19 protein-coding genes and 1 other annotated feature are annotated in these 16,279 nt (G+C 31.2%); of the genes, 18 read left to right on the top strand and 1 reads right to left on the bottom strand.

Going from position 1 to position 16,279, the window contains the following annotated elements:
- Nucleotides 1-38: 38 nt before the first annotated feature.
- The 4 genes from FYJ33_RS07675 to FYJ33_RS07660 are packed head-to-tail and all read left to right on the top strand — an operon-like array spanning nt 39 to nt 1,567.
- Nucleotides 39-569, top strand: a complete 531-nt coding sequence (locus tag FYJ33_RS07675; protein ID WP_154531171.1) for a GNAT family N-acetyltransferase — start codon at nt 39-41, stop codon at nt 567-569.
- 12 nt (nt 570-581) lie between these two features.
- Nucleotides 582-830, top strand: coding sequence for a TIGR04076 family protein (locus FYJ33_RS07670; protein WP_154531170.1), 249 nt, complete (start codon nt 582-584; stop codon nt 828-830).
- 25 nt (nt 831-855) lie between these two features.
- Nucleotides 856-1,164 carry an N-acetyltransferase gene (locus tag FYJ33_RS07665; RefSeq protein WP_154531169.1) on the top strand — a complete coding sequence of 103 codons (309 nt, stop codon included), beginning with the start codon at nt 856-858 and terminating at the stop codon, nt 1,162-1,164.
- Between the two features lie 10 nt (nt 1,165-1,174).
- Entirely contained in the window at nt 1,175-1,567 is a 393-nt protein-coding gene (locus tag FYJ33_RS07660; protein ID WP_154531168.1) for a hypothetical protein, read from the top strand.
- Between the two features lie 143 nt (nt 1,568-1,710).
- Here FYJ33_RS07660 and FYJ33_RS07655 read toward each other — a convergent pair whose 3' ends face one another.
- Entirely contained in the window at nt 1,711-3,702 is a 1,992-nt protein-coding gene (locus tag FYJ33_RS07655) for a methionine--tRNA ligase (protein WP_154531167.1), read from the bottom strand.
- Nucleotides 3,703-3,795: 93 nt separating this feature from the next.
- Nucleotides 3,796-4,029 (bottom strand) — a binding site (T-box leader).
- Between the two features lie 279 nt (nt 4,030-4,308).
- Between FYJ33_RS07655 and FYJ33_RS07650 the strand changes: the two genes are divergently transcribed.
- The 14 genes from FYJ33_RS07650 (at nt 4,309) to FYJ33_RS07585 (ending at nt 15,752) form a co-directional block, all read left to right on the top strand.
- Nucleotides 4,309-4,509 (top strand): isochorismatase family protein, encoded by a 201-nt coding sequence (locus FYJ33_RS07650; protein WP_206046641.1) that lies wholly within the window; start codon nt 4,309-4,311, stop codon nt 4,507-4,509.
- A 47-nt stretch (nt 4,510-4,556) separates the two neighbouring features.
- Nucleotides 4,557-5,462, top strand: coding sequence for a helix-turn-helix transcriptional regulator (locus FYJ33_RS07645; protein WP_154531165.1), 906 nt, complete (start codon nt 4,557-4,559; stop codon nt 5,460-5,462).
- Nucleotides 5,463-5,633: 171 nt separating this feature from the next.
- On the top strand, nt 5,634-6,536 hold the full coding sequence (locus FYJ33_RS07640; protein WP_154531164.1) for a metal ABC transporter substrate-binding protein: 903 nt from the start codon (nt 5,634-5,636) through the stop codon (nt 6,534-6,536).
- A 13-nt stretch (nt 6,537-6,549) separates the two neighbouring features.
- On the top strand, nt 6,550-7,281 hold the full coding sequence (locus tag FYJ33_RS07635) for a metal ABC transporter ATP-binding protein (protein ID WP_154531163.1): 732 nt from the start codon (nt 6,550-6,552) through the stop codon (nt 7,279-7,281).
- Nucleotides 7,282-7,296: 15 nt separating this feature from the next.
- Nucleotides 7,297-8,136 (top strand): metal ABC transporter permease, encoded by an 840-nt coding sequence (locus tag FYJ33_RS07630; RefSeq protein ID WP_154531162.1) that lies wholly within the window; start codon nt 7,297-7,299, stop codon nt 8,134-8,136.
- 122 nt (nt 8,137-8,258) lie between these two features.
- The gene (locus FYJ33_RS07625) at nt 8,259-8,714 is read left to right on the top strand and encodes a GyrI-like domain-containing protein (protein ID WP_154531161.1); all 456 of its coding nucleotides are present in this window, start codon (nt 8,259-8,261) and stop codon (nt 8,712-8,714) included.
- A gap of 67 nt (nt 8,715-8,781) precedes the next feature.
- Nucleotides 8,782-9,222, top strand: coding sequence for a VOC family protein (locus FYJ33_RS07620; protein ID WP_154531160.1), 441 nt, complete (start codon nt 8,782-8,784; stop codon nt 9,220-9,222).
- 5 nt (nt 9,223-9,227) lie between these two features.
- On the top strand, nt 9,228-9,680 hold the full coding sequence (locus FYJ33_RS07615; protein ID WP_154531159.1) for a GyrI-like domain-containing protein: 453 nt from the start codon (nt 9,228-9,230) through the stop codon (nt 9,678-9,680).
- A gap of 130 nt (nt 9,681-9,810) precedes the next feature.
- Nucleotides 9,811-10,461 carry a CatA-like O-acetyltransferase gene (locus tag FYJ33_RS07610; RefSeq protein ID WP_154531158.1) on the top strand — a complete coding sequence of 217 codons (651 nt, stop codon included), beginning with the start codon at nt 9,811-9,813 and terminating at the stop codon, nt 10,459-10,461.
- Nucleotides 10,462-10,612: 151 nt separating this feature from the next.
- Entirely contained in the window at nt 10,613-11,173 is a 561-nt protein-coding gene (locus FYJ33_RS07605) for an NAD-dependent epimerase/dehydratase family protein (RefSeq protein ID WP_154531157.1), read from the top strand.
- The gene (locus FYJ33_RS07600; RefSeq protein WP_154531156.1) at nt 11,170-12,276 is read left to right on the top strand and encodes an alkaline phosphatase family protein; all 1,107 of its coding nucleotides are present in this window, start codon (nt 11,170-11,172) and stop codon (nt 12,274-12,276) included. Before FYJ33_RS07605 ends, FYJ33_RS07600 begins: the two co-directional genes overlap by 4 nt.
- A gap of 76 nt (nt 12,277-12,352) precedes the next feature.
- Nucleotides 12,353-12,757 (top strand): hypothetical protein, encoded by a 405-nt coding sequence (locus tag FYJ33_RS07595; protein WP_154531155.1) that lies wholly within the window; start codon nt 12,353-12,355, stop codon nt 12,755-12,757.
- A 335-nt stretch (nt 12,758-13,092) separates the two neighbouring features.
- Nucleotides 13,093-14,364, top strand: a complete 1,272-nt coding sequence (locus FYJ33_RS07590) for a metallophosphoesterase family protein (protein ID WP_154531154.1) — start codon at nt 13,093-13,095, stop codon at nt 14,362-14,364.
- A gap of 113 nt (nt 14,365-14,477) precedes the next feature.
- Nucleotides 14,478-15,752 (top strand): metallophosphoesterase, encoded by a 1,275-nt coding sequence (locus FYJ33_RS07585; protein ID WP_154531153.1) that lies wholly within the window; start codon nt 14,478-14,480, stop codon nt 15,750-15,752.
- Nucleotides 15,753-16,279 lie beyond the last annotated feature (527 nt).

Genomic DNA, 16,279 nt, shown 5'->3' with positions numbered 1-16,279 from the left:
AATTGAGATTTGCAGAGCAGTGATTGGGGGGAAAATAAATGAGAACACCAGTTATTAATGCTAAAAGAATTATTCTAAGACCATTTTGTAATAATGATTTAGAGGATGTTTTTTATGGATGGGAGAACGATCCTGATGTGGCAAGGTATATGTATTGGCAGAGCCATAATGATATAAATAAAACAAAGAAATGGATTAAAGAAGAAATATCAAAAATAGATTCTGATGACTGGTATAGATGGGCAATTGTATGTAAAGACAATGGTAAAGTTATTGGGACATGTCTTATATATTTTGAAGAAGAGTTTAATGCTTTTGAAATAGGATACAATTTAGCTAAAAGAGCATGGGGATGTGGATATACAACTGAAGCAATGACAGAGGTCATAAAATTTACTAGAGATAAGTTACACATTAAGAAGGTAATAGGACATTGTGCTAAGGTTAACAAGGCTTCAGCCAATGTTATGAAAAAGCTTGGCTTTAAATTTGTCAGAAATATGCCTTATAAATGTAATGAAGATGAAGAACCCTATGAAGGTGAAGAGTACATTTTAGATATTGATTAGGGGGGAAGCAGTATGCCGAAGGTTAAAATAACTATAAAAGAAAGTAGATGCAGAAGCGGATACTGTAAAAAAGGTGATGAATTTATTGTGGAGGATTTATGCCCTCCACTTTGTCATGAACTTTGGAATAGTATATATCCATCTGTATATGCTCTGCTTAATGGTGCAGAACTTGATTATGGAAATACAAGAGCAGCTATGTTTGAAGCAAAATGTCCAGATGGGGGCAGGGTAGTTGTTCATGGAGAAGTAATAAAATAGCAGTAAATAGGAGGACTTAAGGAAAATGAATGTACATATTGAAAAGGGAACAGAAAAAGACATAAAAAAAGTAGCCAAGCTATATGATGATCTTATTGATTATCTCACAGAGAGGACAAATTATCCTGGATGGAAAAAAGGTGTATATCCAACAATTGATGATGAAGCAAAAGCAAATAATATCAAATCAATAAGATTAGATGTATTTAGAAAGAATATACCAGCAATAAAACTTTATGAAAGCTTTAGATATGAGTATCTTGATACAATTGATGAAGGATATAGTATGTATGGACTTGATCTTTTTAGAATATATGAAAAGGTAATTAAATAGTTTGGGGGGATTGGATGAAAGATATTTTTTAGCAATTAAGAATACTGATACATATTTTTCATGGAAGAGTAAGACTGCTGACAAGTTAGCTGTTATTCTTCATGGAAACCAGCAGAATATTGAAAGCTGCAAGGAAAACTGGAGCTTTTTAAATAGAAAAGACTATCAGTTAGAATATGTGCAGTCAAAAGATATAGATTCTGTAAACTTATTTAGATGGGAAGATAATGCTTATCCTCAGCTGCCTGCAGTATTTAATAAAATAAATAATGAGCCATATAGTGAAGTGCTTTTATGGGGCTTTTCAGCAGGATGCAATGAAATTCTTAAATCAATATGCGGGAGTCCAGCTATCTGTAATAAAATATTTTTAGCATCACCATGGATACCTATTATTAATTAATGATTTCAGGAATAAAAAAACATAAACGTTATTTCGATAAAAACAAAGAAATCAGTTAGCAGCGCTAACTGATTTCTTGTTTTATGGATAAAGACCTTATGCAAAGCTATGGATGCTTCGCATAAGGTCTTTGCAAACCTATTTTAGTTTTCGTCAAACTGTAATTGTGATGGATGTTTTGTGAAGAAGTCAACTCTTGGTTCTAGGAACTTAAGCTCATAGTTTTTATCTTCAATAAAGTCGTAAACTGGATTAAATATGTAATCCCAGCTCCATATTTTATCACTTGCGTTAAGGTATTCTCTTACCATTTCGCATCCTGTTGGTGCTATTGGGTGAAGAAGTGTTGCAATAACACGTAAAGCATAGAATTCATCAATTACTATCTGCTTTAATAATTCTTCATCATTATTTTTTTCAGCCTCTCTTGAATTTTTAGCCCAATATTTATTCATGTTTCTGATGTAGCTGTCAAGAACATAAGTTATTGCATGGAATTCATGGTTATACATATGTCTTTCATATTCAAGAACTGCTTTCTTAGTATCTTCTAATATTTTTTCACTTACAGTACCAACTGGTATTTTGTTGTCAAAGTGTTTCTGTGCAGTATAGAAGCAAGATCTTACGATTCTGTTATATACATTTGTAAGAAGGTTTCCTTCTTTTAATACTGGATCTGCACCTTGTTTTTCTTCTTCCTTCATGTATATCTGTGGCTTAAAGCTTGCACTCTTTGATGATAAACCAAGACTTAAGAAGTGCATTCTAAGCTGTTCTGCTGTATAGTGGTTTAATAGTTCATCTGCCATAGGTGGTTTGATTTCTGAACTACTACTTGCCTTAATTCCCATAAATAATATGTGTTTATTTGATATTATTTGAGGAAGATTTATATTTTCCATATCTTCGTTATTCATTAAAGCACTGAACATAGCCATTTCAGCAATTCCGTAGAAGTAGATATTATCTTCTCCTATGAACTGGAACACTGTTGAATCTTCACTGTTCCACCAGTCACTTATATTCTGATCAAGTTCCTTATGTTCTTCAAGGTAAGCTTCAGTAAATGATATTGGAGCCCATAGTGATTCAGGCCATACCCAGAATGTTAAATCCTTCTGATCTTCTGTATCTGGAACTGGAACTCCCCATTCAACGTTTCCTGATAGTCTGAATGGAACTAGAGTCTTACCACTTCTATAGTTGATTCCTTTACTTCCCAAAACTTCTCTTGCCTTATCTCTAGCTGCTAAATCCTTAAATACAAAAGTTATTGAACTCTTCTTTTCTTCATCAATAGTTTCATGTTCTGGGAAAAGACTTTCAAGTTCTGCTAAATCTTCAATGTTCTTTCTTTGTACATATATAACTGGCTTCTTTAAGAATTCATCTATTGTCTTAAGCATATTTTTTCTGCAGTTAGAATATCTCATAAGATAGTTGTTTCTTTCAAGAAGTTTATCGCAGTATTCATCAAGTTTGAAGTACCAGTTAGTAACATCCTTTATTACTGGAGTCTTGCCTGATAAAGCACTCTTAGGATCGATAAGTTCATCAGGCATATACTGGTGACCTAGAGAACATTCATCTGCATATCCTTTTTCAGAAGTACATCCCTGAATAGGACATTTACCAATAACCTGTCTTCCGTTTAAGAATACATTGTATTCTGGATCATAGAATTGAGGTGTAGACATTTTTACAAGATAGCCATTTTCATATAAAGTATTGAAAATTTTCTTTGATACTTCATTATGAACTTCACCAGTTCTTCCAAGTGCAGATGCACCAAAAAGATTAGGGCTTATTTCATATTTTTCAAGTGTTGCTTTTTGTTTTAAATGGTTTCCTGTAACGTAATCTTTGATAGAACCATCAAATTTTTTATCTTCTACTAGTTTTCTGTAACTTTCTAATATTGGTGAACCGTAGCAGTCTGTACCAGAAACGAATATTACATTTTCTTTTCCTATTCTATCTCTTAAAAATCTGGCAAACACATCGGCATGAATCATCATTCCACCTACGTGTCCAAAATGTAGTTCTTTATTTCCATATGGCATTCCGGCAGTTATTACTGCTCTTTTAGGAAATACAGGTCGTTCGTCTTTACCAAGTCTCTTATTAACCATTGTATCACTCTCCAAGTAAATTTATTTCAACAAAGATATGCTATAAAGCAAAAAAAGTTATAAAAAAACGCCACCTATAAGCAGAAAAAGCTTTATAGGGGCGACATATCGCGGTACCACCCTAATTTATCAATATGTTGCCATATTGACCTCATTAAGTACTATCATACTGTAGCTTTGTAACGTAAGCATTACGTCATATCATCACCTGTTGGATCCGTATGAAGCTCCGAGTCTTGTTTCATTAAAACTAAGCTATTCCTTTTCAGCATACAGGAACTCTCTGAAAACTTAAGTAGTAATTACTTTTCTCTTCATAGCATTTAAAAGTCATATTTATATTATAGAATATATCCAATATAAAAATCAATGTCAAGGGCAGTTAAAAGTAAAAAATAAAATGAAAAATATAGCTAAAAGTTTAAAAAATAATGTAAAGTTAACTTGAAAAGGCTTCATATAATGCAAGCTGCATTAATATGCTGTTTTTAGGTGTTACAGCTTATTCTTTATGAGCCAAGAATGTTTAATAAGTAAACTTAAGGTTGACTTTTATGTAATTAAATGGATAAAATATATTTATTACATAATAAGGGGACTCATAAAATGGGTAAAAAAGCACTACTTGTTATCGATATGCAAAAGTCTTTAGTTGAAGATAAACCTTTTGATATTGATAATGTGGTAAGCAACATACAAAAATTGATCAAGTCATGCAGAAGTAATGGGGTAGAAGTAATATACTTGCAGCATCAGAATGACGAAGATGATTTTTTGAAGAAAGGTACTGAAGGCTGGCAGATATAAAGACATGCAATGAGGTTATTAAAGATATAGAAGAATAGGTAATAGAAATGAAGATAGACAGATTATTTTCTATAGTCAATATACTGATAAATAATAAAAATGTTACAGCACCTTTTCTTGCGGAAAAGTTTAATGTATCAGTTCGTACTATTTATAGAGATATAGATGTACTCTCAGAAAATGGTGTTCCTGTATACTGCACTCAGGGTAAGGGTGGAGGAATATATCTAATGGATGGTTACTCCATAGATAAGACAATGCTTTCTGATAATGAGCAGAAACAAGTGCTTGCAGCACTTCAGGGCTTAAATGCAACTGGGAAGGTTTCAGTAGATGAGTCTTTATCAAAACTTAAGAGTATCTTTAAGAAGGATGAAGCTGACTGGATTGAAATTGATTTTCCAACGTGGGAGCAGAGCGACAAGGATAAACAGTATTTTGATATATTAAAAAACTGCATACTTAATAAGAAAGTAGTATCCTTTGATTATTTCAGCAATAAAGGAGAGAAAACAACGCGTATAGTTGAACCTTATAAGCTTGTATTTAAGGGATATAGCTGGTACGTATATGGTTTCTGCAGATCAAGAAAAGATTTCAGGTTTTTTAAATTGTGCAGAATAGATAATCTGTCTGTTACAAGTGAAAAATATGCTCAGCGTAAGTTTAAGCAGATTAAATATGAATATAATAATTATGCATCTAGGTGCAGCACGATACATGTTAAAATGAAAATAGATATTTCTGCAGCATCAAGAGTTTATGATGAATTTAGAAACGGCCCAATAGAGCTAATTGATGATAAATTTATTGTGAGTGCTGATCTTAGAGATGATGATTATCTATATAATTATTTGTTTTCTTATGGTGACAGGATAGAAGTTCTTGAACCTGTAGAGGTAAGAGATAAATTGAAAAGTAAAATATCAAATATGCTTAAAAAGTATTTATAGAGCTGTTAAACAACTATTTAATAAATAGCTGTTTAGCAGCTTATTTTTTTAGAAAATATAAAAAATAAATTGATTACATTATTGACAAAAATATGAAAAAAGACCTATAATAAGAAAAGATGTTGCAAATGCTTTGCATTTGCGTAAAATAATATTTTTGGAGGATTATAAATGAAAAAAGTAATTAAAACAATAACAGCACTGTTAACAGCTACAATGATGTTATCACTAGCAGGCTGTACAAATGATAAAAAGGAACCTGCATCAGCTAGTGCTGAAAAGCAGTTTAATATAGTATCATCATTTTATCCAATGCACATATTGACTATGAATTTAACAAAGGGTATCAAAAACGTTAATGCAAAGAGTATGTCAGATCCTAATATGGGATGTATCCATGACCATACTTTTACTACTGAGGATCTTAAAAAAGTTGAGAATGCTGATGTATATGTAGAAAATGGTTTAGGACTTGAGGTATTTAATGAAAAAATCAAAGAAGCTTATCCTAAAACAAAAATAATAGAAGCTGCGAAAAATGTTAAAGACTTTAAGAAAGATGATGATGAGAATAATGGTCATGTCTGGACTAGTATAGATGATTATATAAATCAGGTTCAATATGTAAGTGGTCAGCTTCAGGCTGCTAATCCAGAAAATAAAGATAAGTATGCTGAAAATGAAAAATCTTATGTAGAAAAACTAAATAAGCTTAAGTCTGATTATAAAGATAAGTTATCAAAAGTTGAAGGAAAGAAAGCCCTTGTTCTTGATGAAACATTACCTTCATTCTGCGTATTTACAAAGATTGAGGAAATTGATATAAAGACAGATCATGAGGAAGAATCAATTTCAGCTGAAGTGTTAAAACAGACTATTGCAGATATGAAGAAAGATAAGATAAAAGCAATTTTTATCACTAAGGGCTCAGATAAAAAGAATGCCGAAGCTATTGCAAAAGAAACTGGTGCTAAAATATATGAACTTAATTCATGTATGATAGGAAATGTAAATGAAAATGCATATCTTGATGGTATGAAAGAAAATTTTGATTTGATTTCTAAAATGGAATAAGAGGTTGTAGGCTATGGAATTAGAGAATAAGGGTGCCTGTGGTCGTCACTGTATTAAAATAAATGATATAAACGTAAATTTTGGAAGTGAAAAGATTCTTGAAAATATTTATATTCATATTCATTGTGGCAGCCTCACTGTACTTATAGGTCCTAATGGAGCAGGAAAATCTACATTATTAAAATCTATACTAGGTGAAATAAAACATACTGGCAATATTTCTTTTACAGATCTTAAAGATAATACTAAGCAGAAAATCAGAATAGGTTATGTGCCTCAGAATATTAATATTGAGCACGATATTCCTATCACTGTTTATGATCTTTTTGCGTCGTATATATCAAACTATCCAGTATGGCTTAGAAAAAATAAGAAACTGTACCAGAAAATTTATGAACAGCTTAAGATTTTTTCTATAGAAGACTGCATTGATAAGCAGGTTGGTAAATTATCAGGAGGACAGCTTCAGAGGGTTCTTCTGTCAATTGCAATCACACCAATGCCAAATTTACTTATACTTGATGAGCCGGTTTCAGGTATTGACAGAAATGGTGTAAGGGATTTTTACAGAATAGTCAGTAAAATGAAGGAAAAATATGATATGGCTATTCTGCTTGTTTCGCATGATTTGAATCTAGTTAAGAAATATGCAGATAAAGTTATTCTTATTAATCACAAAATATTATGTCAGGGAACTCCAGAAGAAGTATATAATGACGCTAATTTTAAAGAGATATTTGATTAAGGAAGGCAGAGATTTATGGAAACTATTTATAACATAATGGAAAATATACTTCCATTTGATTTTATGTCATATGCTTTTATGAGAAATTCAATACTGGCAATTTTTCTGACATCACCAGTTTTTGCACTGCTGGGAACAATGATTGTAAATAAAAGAATGGCATTTTTTTCTGATGCCATGGGACATTCAGCGCTTACTGGAATAGCGGTAGGAGTTGTATTTGGATTTACAAACCATAGCCTATCAATGATAATTTTTGCAATTATATTTTCAGTATTACTTAATTTTGTAAAGGACAGAACTACTTATGGCACTGATACAATAATCAGTGTGTTTGCTTCCATAGCAATGTCTCTTGGACTCGCTATACTGGCAGCTAAGGGGACTTTTAATAAATACTCAAGCTACCTTATTGGAGATATATTAAGTATAACAGGAGATGAAATAATCTATCTGTTTATCGTATTTATTTTAGTTATTATTCTGTGGCTTTTTACTTATAACAAATTAAATGCTGAGAGCATCAATAGGACACTTGCTAGAAGTAAAGGCATAAACGGAAAACTATATGATTATATGTTTTCTGCTTTTGTGGCTGTAATAATAATGCTATCAATAAGATGGATTGGAGTGCTTTTAATAAATTCCCTAATAATACTGCCAGCTGCATCAAGCAGGAATATTGCCTCTAATACAAGACAATATCATTTTTGGTCAGTGATGTTTTCAATAATAATGGGGATTGCGGGGCTTATCATATCTTATTATGAAAAGATTCCTACAGGTCCAATGATAGTGCTTCTATTAGGCACAACTTTTATGATTACATTCATCATACATGCTTTAAAAAAGTAATACTTAATATATAAAGATTAAAAAGTTTTTTGTAACCTGACAGATAGATGTCAGGTTATTTTTTGTATTATTTACCTATCAGATGAAATACAAGAAGATTTAAATTTGTGGAGGTAATTAATATGGAGTATGAAATTGTAAACTTAGAGGAAAAGAAGATTGTAGGACTTAATGCAAGGACTAATAATTCAGCACCAGATATGGGGGTTGTTATAGGTGGACTTTGGAACGACTTGTATCAGAAAGGTATATATCAGAAGATAAATAACAAAGCTAATGAAAAAGCAGTAGGGTTATATTCAGATTATGAAAGTGATATGGCTGGAGATTATGATGTTACCATAGGATGTGAGGTAAAAATCACTGACAATATTCCTGGAAATACAGTAGTAAAAGTAATTCCAGCAGGAAAATATGCTAAGTTTGTTGTTCGTGGACACATGCAGAAAGCTGTACAGCAGTTTTGGCAGGAACTATGGAAGATGAAACTAGATAGAAAATACACAGCAGACTTTGAAGAATATCAGGATGACTGCATTGATAACGCAGAAATACACATCTATATAGCGTTAAAATAAGAATTTATGCTTGTTATGTAATTGCAGAATATAGTAGATCAGAAGAGGATTTTCAGAGCAATTAAGAATGAAGATTGCAGAATTAAGAATTAAGGATTTTAAAAAGTCTATAGATTTTTATGAGAAGCTACTTTCTATGGGTGTATCGTCAAAGAATATGGAGAGGTTTGCTCAGTTTAAGTTTGAGGGAAGAAACATATCATTGATGAATGCTTATTTTGACAGGGATAATCCTGACTTGACAGTAACAAAGGGGCAGTATGTTGAAAAGTTTGATAATCTGCTTGCAATAGCAGAATCAAAAAATACACATAAATTTGTATTTAATTTTTGGACAGAGAATTTAGCTGAGGAACGAGAAAGAATATTAGACTTAAAAATCAGCAGTCTTGTTACAGAAATAAAGTACGTTAATAATGTACATCCATATTACTATTTTCAAGTTGAAGATCCTGATGGCAATGTTATTGAAATTACAGGGAATTATGATGGTGATATTAAGGAGTGAGGGTTATGGAAAAGGTAGATTATAAAAAGAAGTTTAAAGAACTGTATTTACCTAAAACAAAACCTGCAAAAGTCTGTGTACCTAAGATACAGTACATCATAATTGATGGTAAGGGTAATCCTAATTATGAAGAAGGTGAGTATAGTAAAGCAGTAGGCATATTATATGCACTTTCTTATAGAATTAAGATGAGTAAAATGGGTAGTAGAGATATAGATGGCTATTTTGATTATGTAGTTCCGCCGCTTGAAGGATTATGTGTTCAATGCATGCATATCGGCGAATTTGATAATGAACCTGAAACAGTAAGCAAGATAGATAATTTTATTAAAGAAAATGGGCTTCAGAATGATATTGGTATAGGTAGAAAGCATCATGAAATATATCTGTCAGATCCGCGGAAATGTAACAGGACTAAAATGAAAACTGTTTTGAGAATACCTATAAAGAAGATTTAGATAGTATATTATAGAGACTTATTCTGGGTCTCTATTTTTTTATGTAAAAAGTTTGTCTGTGAGTCTGTTTGTAAGATTAAGTTTTATATAGTAAAATTTAGTTAGGAGATTTTGGAGGAGGAGATGTTATATGAATTTTACGGTTATTGATAAAGCAAAATGGGCAAGAAGAGAATGTTTTGAGCATTTTATCAACAATGCAAGCTGTACATACAGCATTACAGTTAATGTGGATATTACAAATTTAATTAAGTTCATAAAGGAAAATAATCTTAGAATTTATCCAGTGTTTACATGGATATCATCTAAGTGCATTAATAATCAGAATGAATTTAAGATGGGATATGATCAGAATGGTAATGTGGGTTATTTTGATTATGTTAGTCCAAGCTATTCAGTATTAAATGATAAAACAAAGGTTATGGCTGATTTGTGTACTGAATACAGCGACAATTTCAAGAGATTTTATACTGATATGGTTTCTTCACTTGATAAATACAAAGAAGATACTACTTATACAACGCCTTTTGCACCTAACTTTTATATAGTGTCATGTCTGCCATGGTTTACTTATACATCATTTAATGTAAATAATGAAGGATCACAGCCATTTTTATTCCCGATGGTAACATGGGGAAAGTACTTTAAGGATACAGATAATGCATATAAAATGCCTGTAACAATTCAGATACATCATGCAGCAGCCGACGGATACCACTGTTCATTGTTCTATGCAGATATGCAGGAAATATGCAGTGAACCTGAAAAGTACCTTTTATAATTTTGGATTAAGATTTCAGAATGCAGAATTAAGGATGAAACTCCATTAAAATATAGAAATTAGGAAGCGCAGAGAACTAATTTCATCCTTATTTTATTTAAATTTAAGTTTAATGTTGAAATATTAACGTAATATAAAGGGGGCAATTTTAATGAATAAAGTTTTAGTTATGGGTGGCAGTTATTTTATTGGACGAAGAATAGTTGACAAGCTTTATGAAAAAGGATATGAGGTTTATGTGCTTAACAGAGGAAGTCGTGCTATAGAAAATTCTGATATCCACAGCATAATCTGTGACAGAAATGATAAGGAAACAATGAATCACATTTTATCCACATATAATTTTGACATAGTGGTTGATGTTTGTGGATTAAATGAGGATCAGGCTGAAATTCTGTGCAGTTCATTGGATTTTGATTCTGTAAAGAAGTTTGTTTTTATAAGTTCAAGTGCTGTATATGATATCGAACATCTTAATATACCTTTTGCAGAGGATGATGCACTTGGCGCGGATAGTTTCTGGCAGGAATATGGCACAGATAAAATTGAAGCAGAAAGATATTATACTGAATCATTAAAGAATAAAGATACTGAACTAATAATATTAAGACCTCCTTATGTATATGGTGAAAATAACTATGCACAGAGAGAAAGCTTTATTTTTGATCATATAGTAAAAAATCAACCGATACTTAGAGGAGGTACTAAATGAAGATAAAGTATCCTGATTATAATAACAGTATTCTTAACATTGCTAATTCAGTGCTTAAGCATTTTGGAGCACAGTATACTCATAATACACTTCCAGAACTTGAAAAGGCACTTGACAGAAATTATAAAAATGTAGTTGTTATGGTGTTTGATGCAATGGGAAGCTTCAACATGAAGGATGTCCTTGATGAACATAGTTTTCTTATGAAACATAAAGTCAAGGATATTACTTCTGTTTATCCGCCAACAACTACAGCGGCAACAACTACTCTTCAAAGCGGACTTATGCCGTCAGAACATTCATGGCTTGGCTGGAGCCTTCATTTTAATGAAGTAAATGATAATGTGAATATTTTTATTAATACTAATGATAATGGTGAAACTGTTGCAGATTATCATGTGGCTTCAAAGTATATACCGTACAAGGATATAGTTGATAAAATTAGTGAAACAGGCAATGCAGAAGCTTTCTCAGTATCTCCTTTTGGTACATATAAAGTGGAGAGATTTGAAGAACTTATAGAGGAAGTTAAGAAGATCTGTAATGAAGAAGGCAGAAGGTATATATATACTTACTGGCCTCAGCCGGATTCTTCAATGCATAAGAAAGGTATTCACAGTAGTGAGGTTAAATACTGGATTAATAGGATTAATAACGAAGTTAAAAAATTAAGAATGGAGCTTAAGGATACTCTTATTATAGTAACTGCAGACCATGGGCATATTGATGGTGAGAATTATCTTATAAGTGATTATAAAGACATAACAGATACACTTAAATGGATGCCTTCAATTGAACCAAGATCGCTTAGCTTTTTTGTAAAGGATGGCATGGATGAGCAGTTTAGACAAGCTTTCAATAAACATTTTGGAAAAGATTTTGTACTTTTTTCAAAAAAAGAAGTAATTGAGAAAGGTCTTTTTGGAAAAGGAGTTCCTCATTCAAGATTTGAAGGTTTTGTAGGAGATTATATCGCAGCTGCGGTAACAAATAAATCAGTTTTTGTAAATCAAGAAGAGTATAAAGCAATTAAAGGAGTACATGCAGGTCTTACTGAAGAAGAGATGACAGTACCATTGATAATCGTAGAATGTCCGAAGTAGAATTATAATTTAGTATAAATATGCTTCATTTGATAAAACTAATAATAAGTTTTAGAGAATATGGAGTGATTAATATATGAGTGAAATAACACCTTATAATAATTATATAGTTGTAACACCTAATGGAGATATAGCTGGATTTAGAGAGATAAATGATGCAAGAAACTTTGTATCAGGATATTACATAGGGAAAGTAGAAGAAATGTCTGATGATTTCAGCGTAGTTTATTCTGATTATGTAACTGATCCTATGCAGACTACTGAAGCTATATGCACATCACTTGGTGCTTACGAAGGTGAATGTGTTATATATGATCTAGATAGTCTTATTGAGAATATCCAAAAATCAGATTATTTTGAAGAGGAAAAAGTAGAGCTTATTTCAAAACTTATGGATAAGCAAATAGATATAAACGTTAATGATTATCAGATTGATAAAATATTTACCGAAACAACAGTAATTCCAAGAACTGAAAGATAGTATAAAATAATATATTAAATAATTTATATTTGGTAATATAAACATCTTAATAAACTAGAATTTGTAGATTAATATTTTATCATTTTTTCGATTCCAGTTTATCTAGATGTTTTTTATTATTAGTAAGAGTAAAGACATACAATGATTTTGTATTTTTGTAACCATTTGCAATTCATTGTAACTAATAAAAAATTATTATGTAACGAAACATTAGGAATAATATGGTATAAATTAATCATATTAAGGAAAATGGATGTGAGTTTTATGAGAATTATAAAAAGTTATGTGCTTTTACATTGAGTTTATGTGTATTTTCTGCATGTTCATTTGCTATTTTGGGTAAAAATAGTATATATAGCGAGGAAGGTAGCAGCCAGATTTATACATACGAAAAAAACAATAATAATATAAATGATAAAAATAGTAGTTTGTGTTTTGGAGTTTTAAGTGATGTTCATATTATGAAGAATAAATCACGTCAAGATAAGAAATTCAAGGAAGCGCTTGACACTCTTAAACAATTTGCAGGGGGAAGGCTTGATACAGTGGCTATAGCAGGAGACCTTGCTGACTCAGGGAGTAAGTATGAGTATAGAAAACTTGTAAAAATATATGATAACGAATTAGGCAAGGACATAGTAAAGGTATTTGCTATGGGTAATCATGACTTCTTTGGATATGCAGATACTAAAATGTGTCAGAATCTATTTAAAAGGGAGACACTCCAAAAATTAAATGATGATAAAGTAATTAAGGGGTATCATTTTATCACAGTTTCAACTGAAGATAGTTCAATGAATGGAAGGTTTGGTAAGAATATGAGAACATGGCTTAAGACTCAACTTGATAAAGCTGTTAAGGATGATCCAGAAAAGCCCGTATTTGTTATAGCACATCAGCCTATTAGAAATACTATATATGGCAGCAATGAGTTTTCAACTATTGATCTTGGCAAGGTTATAAATGATTATCCTCAGGTAATATATTTTGCAGGTCATTCTCATAGACCGTTTAATGATGAAAGAATGATATATCAAAAAGACTTTACTGCAGTTGGAACTGGTACTATAGAAGAAGTTGGAATGGAAAAGACAGCTGCTAACCATGGCGATATAGTAAAAAACAATATTTCACAGGGATTGTTTGTCGAAGTTAATGGCAATAAGGTTAGTATAAGCAGGGTAGACTTTTTAACTAAGAAGATAATAGGTGATAAGTGGGTGATTGAAAAACCTGCTGATAAGGCTACTTATAAATATACTGATATGCGTAAGAATTATGCTTCAAAACCTTATTTTATAATGAATTCAAAGATAAAATTAGTAAAGGCTAAAACAAATTCATTAATGCTTCAGTTTAAGAAAGCGTATAATGTTGATAAGTTTATAGAAAGATATAATATTAAAATTATAGATGCAAATACAAGCAAGGTTATAAAAAGCGAATATATATTTACAAATTATTTTGTAGCAAATCAATCTCAAACTTTTAATGTTTTACTGGATAAGTTAAAACATAATCATTGTTATAATGTAGTAATAACTGCGGTTGGTGAATTTGGAACAGAAAGTGATAATAGTATAGAAGGTGTATTTAAAACGGCATAAGCGACTGGTGTTATCATGATGATTTATGAGATGGCACCAGTTTTTTGTATGTATAATAGAGCGGTCTAAATGTAAAAATAATAGAGATGAAATATAGTTAGGGAGTGCTAAAGATGAAGAGAGTTTCAAGTAAATTAATTTTGATAATGATTTTATTTATATTTGCAATTAACACTGTAGGAGTTAGAGCTGCAGTGAAAAATAAGAATGCTGACTTGAGATTCGGTGTGTTGAGTGATGTGCATATTATGGATCAGAACAAAAAGCAGGACGATAAATTTAAAAATGCACTTAGTATGCTGAAGGATTTTACAAAGGATGATATGGATGCGTTGCTTGTTGCAGGAGATCTTACAGATTCAGGAGGAAAGTTAAGCTATGAGAAATTCAATAATATATATGAAAGTATACTTGGAAAAAAAGTTGAGAAGGTTTTTGCAATGGGAAATCATGAATATTATACTGGACTATCTCCAATTGAATCACAAAAAAGGTTTACTCAAGAAACAGGACAGAAATTAAATGATAGGAAAGTAATAAAAGGATACAACTTTATAACAGTAAGTACAGAAAATGCTGCGCTTGAAGGTGCATTTGGCAATAATACAAAGCAGTGGCTATTAGAACAGCTCGAAGAATGTAACAGAGAAAATTCTCAGAAACCAATTTTTGTGATAGTTCATCAGCCAGTAAAGGATACTATTTATGGAAGCGACAGAGACTGTACTGATGAGTTAAAACCAATTCTATCAAAATATCCACAGGTAATATGTTTTGCTGGGCATTCACACTATTCACTTTATGATGAAAGATGTATTGATCAGAAAGATTTTACTTCAGTGGCAACTGGAGGACTCAAAAGAGTGGACTTTGAAGAAAACATGATAAATCGTTCAGAGTTTAAGAATAAAGAAATATCACAAGGACTTTTTGTAGAGGTTAATGAAAAAAGAGTAACTATTACAAGAATAGATTTTCTTAATAAAAAGGTTATGAGTAATAAATGGATTATTGATGAACCATGCAACAAAAAGAATTTTAAATATACTTATGCAAGAAAACTTATAAGAACCTGCCCAAAGTTTAAAGACGATGGGCAATGCAGAGCTGATATAAAGAATGATAATTCTGTGGAGGTCACTTTTTCAAGAGCTTATCATGATGATTTTGTTTATTCATATAAGATTACACTTATAGATAAAGATAAAAATAATATGGAAAATGAATTTATGTTTATTAATGATTTCTTTTCTGGCAGTAGTCCTGATAACTATAAGATTAAACTATCAAATTTAAACAAGGGTGTTAATTATAAGGTGAAGATAAAAGCAGTAGAGTCTTTTGGTAATGAAAGCAGTAATGAACTTCAGTGTGACTTTAAAATATAAATAATAACTGCTGTTCTTCTTTAAAATATCTGCTTATTTCATATAAATGGGGTTATTTCTTAATCAAAGTACCCTAGTGTGTCTATAGATGAAATAAGTAGTATTATTTAGAAAAATAAAGTATTTAAAATTTAATTCTATTATAAGCCTAAAAGACAATAAACATCATTTTTTGCATGGTGATAAGATAGTCACTGTTGCCGAGAGGTAATGCGGAAATTGAATGAAAAATTGAAACACATTTAAGTTCAAGTTTCTGAAAAATCTTTTCAAAAAAAGTGTTGACACAAAACACTGATGATGATAAGATAGTCAATGTCGCTGAAAGGCAGCAAGAAAAAGGAACTTCTCACAAGTGAGAAGTAAGCGAATGTGCCAAATAAAGATTTGGAACACCTGATTATGATCTTTGAAAATTAAACAGAGGAAATTAATAGTTTATACAAACTTTTTATTAGACCAGCAATTCTTTTAGTAATTAAGCTAAGATTAAGCTAAGCAATTAAACTTCAAGGCTTACAAAGATA

Source organism: Inconstantimicrobium porci, from assembly GCF_009696465.1.
Taxonomy (GTDB): domain Bacteria; phylum Bacillota; class Clostridia; order Clostridiales; family Clostridiaceae; genus Inconstantimicrobium; species Inconstantimicrobium porci.
The sequence above is the reverse complement of the archived record's forward strand: the minus strand, read 5'-3'. Positions and strand labels throughout refer to the sequence as shown.